The organism is Gammaproteobacteria bacterium, from assembly GCA_003696665.1.
Classification (GTDB): domain Bacteria; phylum Pseudomonadota; class Gammaproteobacteria; order Enterobacterales.
On the sequence record RFGJ01000063.1, the window covers coordinates 1 to 4335 of the forward strand.

6 protein-coding genes are annotated in these 4335 nt (G+C 50.7%); all 6 read left to right on the forward strand.

Annotated features, from left to right (window positions below; translation table 11 throughout):
* The coding region (lepB, locus tag D6694_01940) for a signal peptidase I (protein ID RMH47420.1) at positions 1–777 on the forward strand (777 nt) is incomplete at its 5' end.
* 4 nt (positions 778–781) lie between these two features.
* Positions 782–1183, forward strand: coding sequence for a DUF4845 domain-containing protein (locus D6694_01945; GenBank protein ID RMH47421.1), 402 nt, complete (start codon positions 782–784; stop codon positions 1181–1183).
* The gene (locus D6694_01950) at positions 1180–1869 is read left to right on the forward strand and encodes a ribonuclease III (GenBank protein RMH47422.1); all 690 of its coding nucleotides are present in this window, start codon (positions 1180–1182) and stop codon (positions 1867–1869) included. Before D6694_01945 ends, D6694_01950 begins: the two co-directional genes overlap by 4 nt.
* Positions 1866–2762: a GTPase Era gene (locus D6694_01955; protein ID RMH47423.1), complete on the forward strand. Its 897-nt coding sequence runs from the start codon at positions 1866–1868 to the stop codon at positions 2760–2762. Before D6694_01950 ends, D6694_01955 begins: the two co-directional genes overlap by 4 nt.
* Positions 2762–3475, forward strand: a complete 714-nt coding sequence (locus tag D6694_01960; protein ID RMH47424.1) for a hypothetical protein — start codon at positions 2762–2764, stop codon at positions 3473–3475. Before D6694_01955 ends, D6694_01960 begins: the two co-directional genes overlap by 1 nt.
* Complete coding sequence (locus D6694_01965; GenBank protein RMH47425.1) at positions 3465–4211, forward strand: pyridoxine 5'-phosphate synthase; 747 nt, start codon at positions 3465–3467, stop codon at positions 4209–4211. The genes D6694_01960 and D6694_01965 overlap by 11 nt, the downstream gene beginning before the upstream one ends.
* Positions 4212–4335 lie beyond the last annotated feature (124 nt).

A 4335-nucleotide genomic window follows, 5' to 3' on the forward strand; every position in this document is an offset into this window, starting at 1 on the left:
TCTCGTGCGCTCGACGGTGTTCCGGATATAGCCGAACCAGCAGTGAAATATTTGTATCGCGAATCTGGTTGGGTGGAGTTTTCACGTGGCGTTTACTGGCTCTTTTTGTTAATTGTCGTGGTACGCTCTTTTATCTATGAACCGTTCCGTATCCCATCTGGTTCCATGAAACCCACCCTTGAAGTTGGCGATATGATTCTTGTCAACAAGTTTGCCTACGGCCTTCGGTTGCCCGTCCTGGATGCGAAAATCTTGCCCATCGGAGAACCGAAGCGGGGTGATATTTTTGTTTTTCATTATCCGGAAGACCCTGAAATTGATTACATTAAACGCGTGGTTGGTTTGCCGGGCGACCGAATTGTTATTAAAGGACAAACCCTGTTTATACAGCCAGCGTGTCGACAGGAAAAACCGTGCCCGCCACTTCAGCAGATTCCCACCAAGTTGCTCGCAAAAGGGGGCTACGTTGAACGGGATGGATCACGTTGGGACATCTACGAAGAAGATCTTTTAGGGGTCAAACACAAGATTTTGCATCATCCCTTTTTAACACGACCGATTCCCAGACAAGCATGTATGGTGGGAGATGGCGAATGGGTTGTCCCGGATGGCCACTATTTTGCGATGGGAGACAATCGTGAGAACAGTCGAGACAGTCGTTTCTGGTGTTTTGTGCCTGAGAAGTATTTAGTGGGTCGAGCTGATTTCATTTGGATGCACTTTGACACGAGCGCGGATTCTTGGTTTGATTTCTCAAGAATCGGACCGCTGGAGTAACCTTATGACTGGACAAGCAAAACTGCATTACCAGGAAACCAAGTACCAGCAAGGCATGACCGTCATTGGCCTTTTGCTCTCTTTGATGGTGCTCGGTGTGTTTGTGTTGGCGGCCATTCGCCTCGTTCCGGTTTATCTTGATCATTTTTCTATTCGGTCAGCCATCAATGGAGTGGCCAGTGAACCGGAGGCCGGTCAATACGACAAGCACGAAATTCGTGATCGAATTGCGAAACGGCTGCTGGTCAGCAGTGTTGACGCCCCAGATATCAAAAACATCAAGATTAAGCGGGGGCGAGACGGTAAATATCATTTAACTTGGCACCGGGAACCACGTGTTCATTATGCTGCGAACCTATACTTCGTGCTTGTTTTTGATTACGAAGCGACGATTCCATCGCGATGACGATCGACCTTAGTACGCTTCAGAGACGACTGAATTACCAGTTTCAAGACATTAATTGGCTAGAGCTGGCACTGACGCATCGAAGTGCCAAAGGCGCCCATAACGAACGTTTGGAGTTTCTTGGCGATGCGCTACTTGGTGCATGGGTGGCCGAACAGCTCTTCTTTCGCTTTCCAGAGGCCGATGAAGGCACGTTGTCGCGCCTTCGGGCGAGAGTAGTCAAGGGGACGGCACTGGCGAAAATTGGCCATCGTCTTGAACTTGGGCAGTACCTGCGTCTTGGACCAGGAGAACTAAAGAGTGGCGGACACCGGCGTGACTCGATTTTGGCGGATACGGTCGAAGCGCTAATTGGCGGCGTGTTTTGCGATGGCGGTGCGCAGGCCGCCGAGTCGGTGATGGCCTCCTTGCTGGGGGCTGAAATCGAGCAGCTCAAAATTGCCGATGCACAAAAGGATCCGAAAACTCGACTACAGGAATGGCTTCAGCGCCATGGCGCCGAGCTACCCGTTTATCGCTTGTTGCGGGAGTGGGGTGAGGACCATGCGCCGCATTTTCTTGTTGAGTGTGAAGCGGTTTATCAGGGCAAGGCATTTAGAGCACAAGCAGAAAATACCAGCCGGAAGCGTGCTGAACAAAATGCCGCTGAACAAGTGCTGAGCAGTATTGAGGAGCAAATGGGATGACGAGGCGGGCTGGCTATATCGCGGTGGTGGGTCGGCCGAATGTCGGAAAATCCACCCTCATGAACCAAATTGTTGGCGAGAAAATTTCGATTATTTCCAGAAAGCCTCAGACGACGCGTCATCGTATTCATGGCATCTACACCACAGAGAACACGCAGTTTGTTTTTGTGGATACACCCGGCATCCACTGGCAGGAAGTGAGGCATTTAAACAAGCAGATGAATCGGGCAGCGATCAATACCATGATGGACGTCGATGTTGTGGTGTGGGTGGTCGATGCCCAGCGTTGGACGGATGATGATGAACGTGTGCTGTCCTGCCTGAAGCCGGTGTCGTGTCCGGTGATTTTGTTTATCAACAAAGTCGATCGTATTAAAGACAAGGCGCAGCTGTTACCAATGATCGATGCGCTGAGCAAACGGTACGATTTTGAAGCGGTTGTTTTAGGCTCCGCATTAAAAAATAAGTATCTTGATGAGTTACTTCATGAAATAGAGCAGAGACTACCGGAAAGCGAATTTATTTTTCCGGAAGACTATCTCACCGATCGCAGTCTTCGTTTTTTGGTGGCTGAGATAATACGAGAGAAATTGATGCATTTTTTGGGCGACGAGATGCCCTATTCAACAACTGTTGAAATTGAACGTTTTGACGAATCATCCCCCGATCGAGCCGAGATTCATGCCTTGATTCTGGTCGAACGAAAGGGCCAGAAAAAAGCAGTGATTGGGGAACAGGGACAGCGCATCAAAAAAATTGGCATGGCCGCAAGAAAAGATATTGAGCGACTGCTCGACAGCCACGTACGGCTGGAATTATGGGTCAAAGTCAAAGAAGGATGGGCTGATGACGAGCGAGCAATTCGTAGTCTTGGGATCGACAGCGAACGGTGATGCACGCGACGTCTGACGGGCAGGAGCGCGCCGTTTTATTGCATGTGCGACCATTCGGTGAATCTGGCCACATCTTCGAGTGGTTGGGCGAACAGCATGGACGATTTGCGACTTTGGCAAAAGGCAAGAAATGGCGCCAGAACTGTCAGCCTTGCCTGTTGTATGCCATCGCATGGCGGGGTATGGGAGAACTGCCGCGCCTGGTTCGTGCCGATCTCGAGGGACCAATGATCACTTTAGTTGGCGAGCAGTTGTATTGTGCACTTTATATGAACGAACTGCTGCTCAAATTGACCGAACGTTGGACCTGTCTTGATGATATGTTGTTCAATTACCTGTCGACCTTGGAACACATTCGTCATGGTGCTTTAGCATTAGGGCTCAGGCAGTTTGAGTGGAAGCTGCTTGAAAGCCTTGGTTATGGGCTTGATCAGGTGGACAGCCGTGGTGTCAAACTCAAGCCGGACAATTATTATGTTTGGCTTCCCGAAAAAGGATTGACGCCAACTCAGGATGATAAGCAAGGGGTGCCAGGCAATGTTATTGTGTCTTTACTGGCAGAACGTTGGGACGATGCCGTGGCGTTGGCTGCCCGACGTTTGAATTTTGCCCGGATTCAATATTTGCTGAAAGGGCGGTCGCTTCATTCACGAGAAATGTTGCGTAAATACTGGCTTGAAAAAAAACAAGGGGAGCGTGGTGATGACCGATAAGCACACAGGTACGATATTGTTGGGCGTAAATATTGATCACGTCGCGACAATTCGCAATGCGAGAGGGACCTTGTATCCAGATCCTGTGCATGCTGCATTTTTGGCAGAACAGGGAGGGGCGGACGGGATTACGGTTCATCTGCGCGAAGACCGGCGGCATATTCGTGACAGGGATGTGTCTAGGCTGATGGAATCCATTCGCACACGTTTGAACTTAGAAATGGCCATCACCGAAGAAATGCTTGCGATTGCGGAAACTGTACGGCCGCCACACTGTTGTCTGGTGCCGGAGAAGCGCGAGGAACTGACCACCGAGGGGGGCTTGGATGTGCTTGGCCAGCTCCCGAAGGTGCAGGATGCGGTGGCGCGACTCAAAGCCGCCGGATGCCAGGTGTCATTGTTTGTGGACCCGGACAAAAAGCAACTTGACGCTGCTTATCAGGCGGGGGCTCAAGTTGTTGAGCTACACACTGGTGCGTATGCCGAAGCGGCGGGGGAGGCGCAGCGACACGAATTGGCCAAAATCGAAGAAGCTGCACGGCATGCGCACAGCATCGGCTTACAGGTCAATGCTGGTCATGGTCTGCATTACCATAATGTTGAACCGATTGCGCGCATTCCGGAAATGGTTGAGCTTAACATTGGTCATGCCATCGTCGCTGAAGCGTTGTGGTGCGGTTTGTCCGAAGCCGTGTCGCGTATGAAACAACTGATGCGTCAAGCAAGACTGTCATGATTTACGGGGTTGGCACCGATATTGTCGCAGTTTCTCGGATCCGAAGGATTTTGGCATCGCGACATTCCACACGCTTTGTCGATCGTCTTTTGACAGAGGCCGAGAAGACGTCGGTACCGGATAA

Coding starts and splice junctions, on each gene's coding strand:
- D6694_01945 (RMH47421.1), top strand. CDS start 782: ATGACTGGACAAGCAAAACTGCATTACCAGGAAACCAAGTACCAGCAA.
- D6694_01960 (RMH47424.1), top strand. CDS start 2,762: ATGCACGCGACGTCTGACGGGCAGGAGCGCGCCGTTTTATTGCATGTG.
- D6694_01955 (RMH47423.1), top strand. CDS start 1,866: ATGACGAGGCGGGCTGGCTATATCGCGGTGGTGGGTCGGCCGAATGTC.
- D6694_01965 (RMH47425.1), top strand. CDS start 3,465: ATGACCGATAAGCACACAGGTACGATATTGTTGGGCGTAAATATTGAT.
- D6694_01950 (RMH47422.1), top strand. CDS start 1,180: ATGACGATCGACCTTAGTACGCTTCAGAGACGACTGAATTACCAGTTT.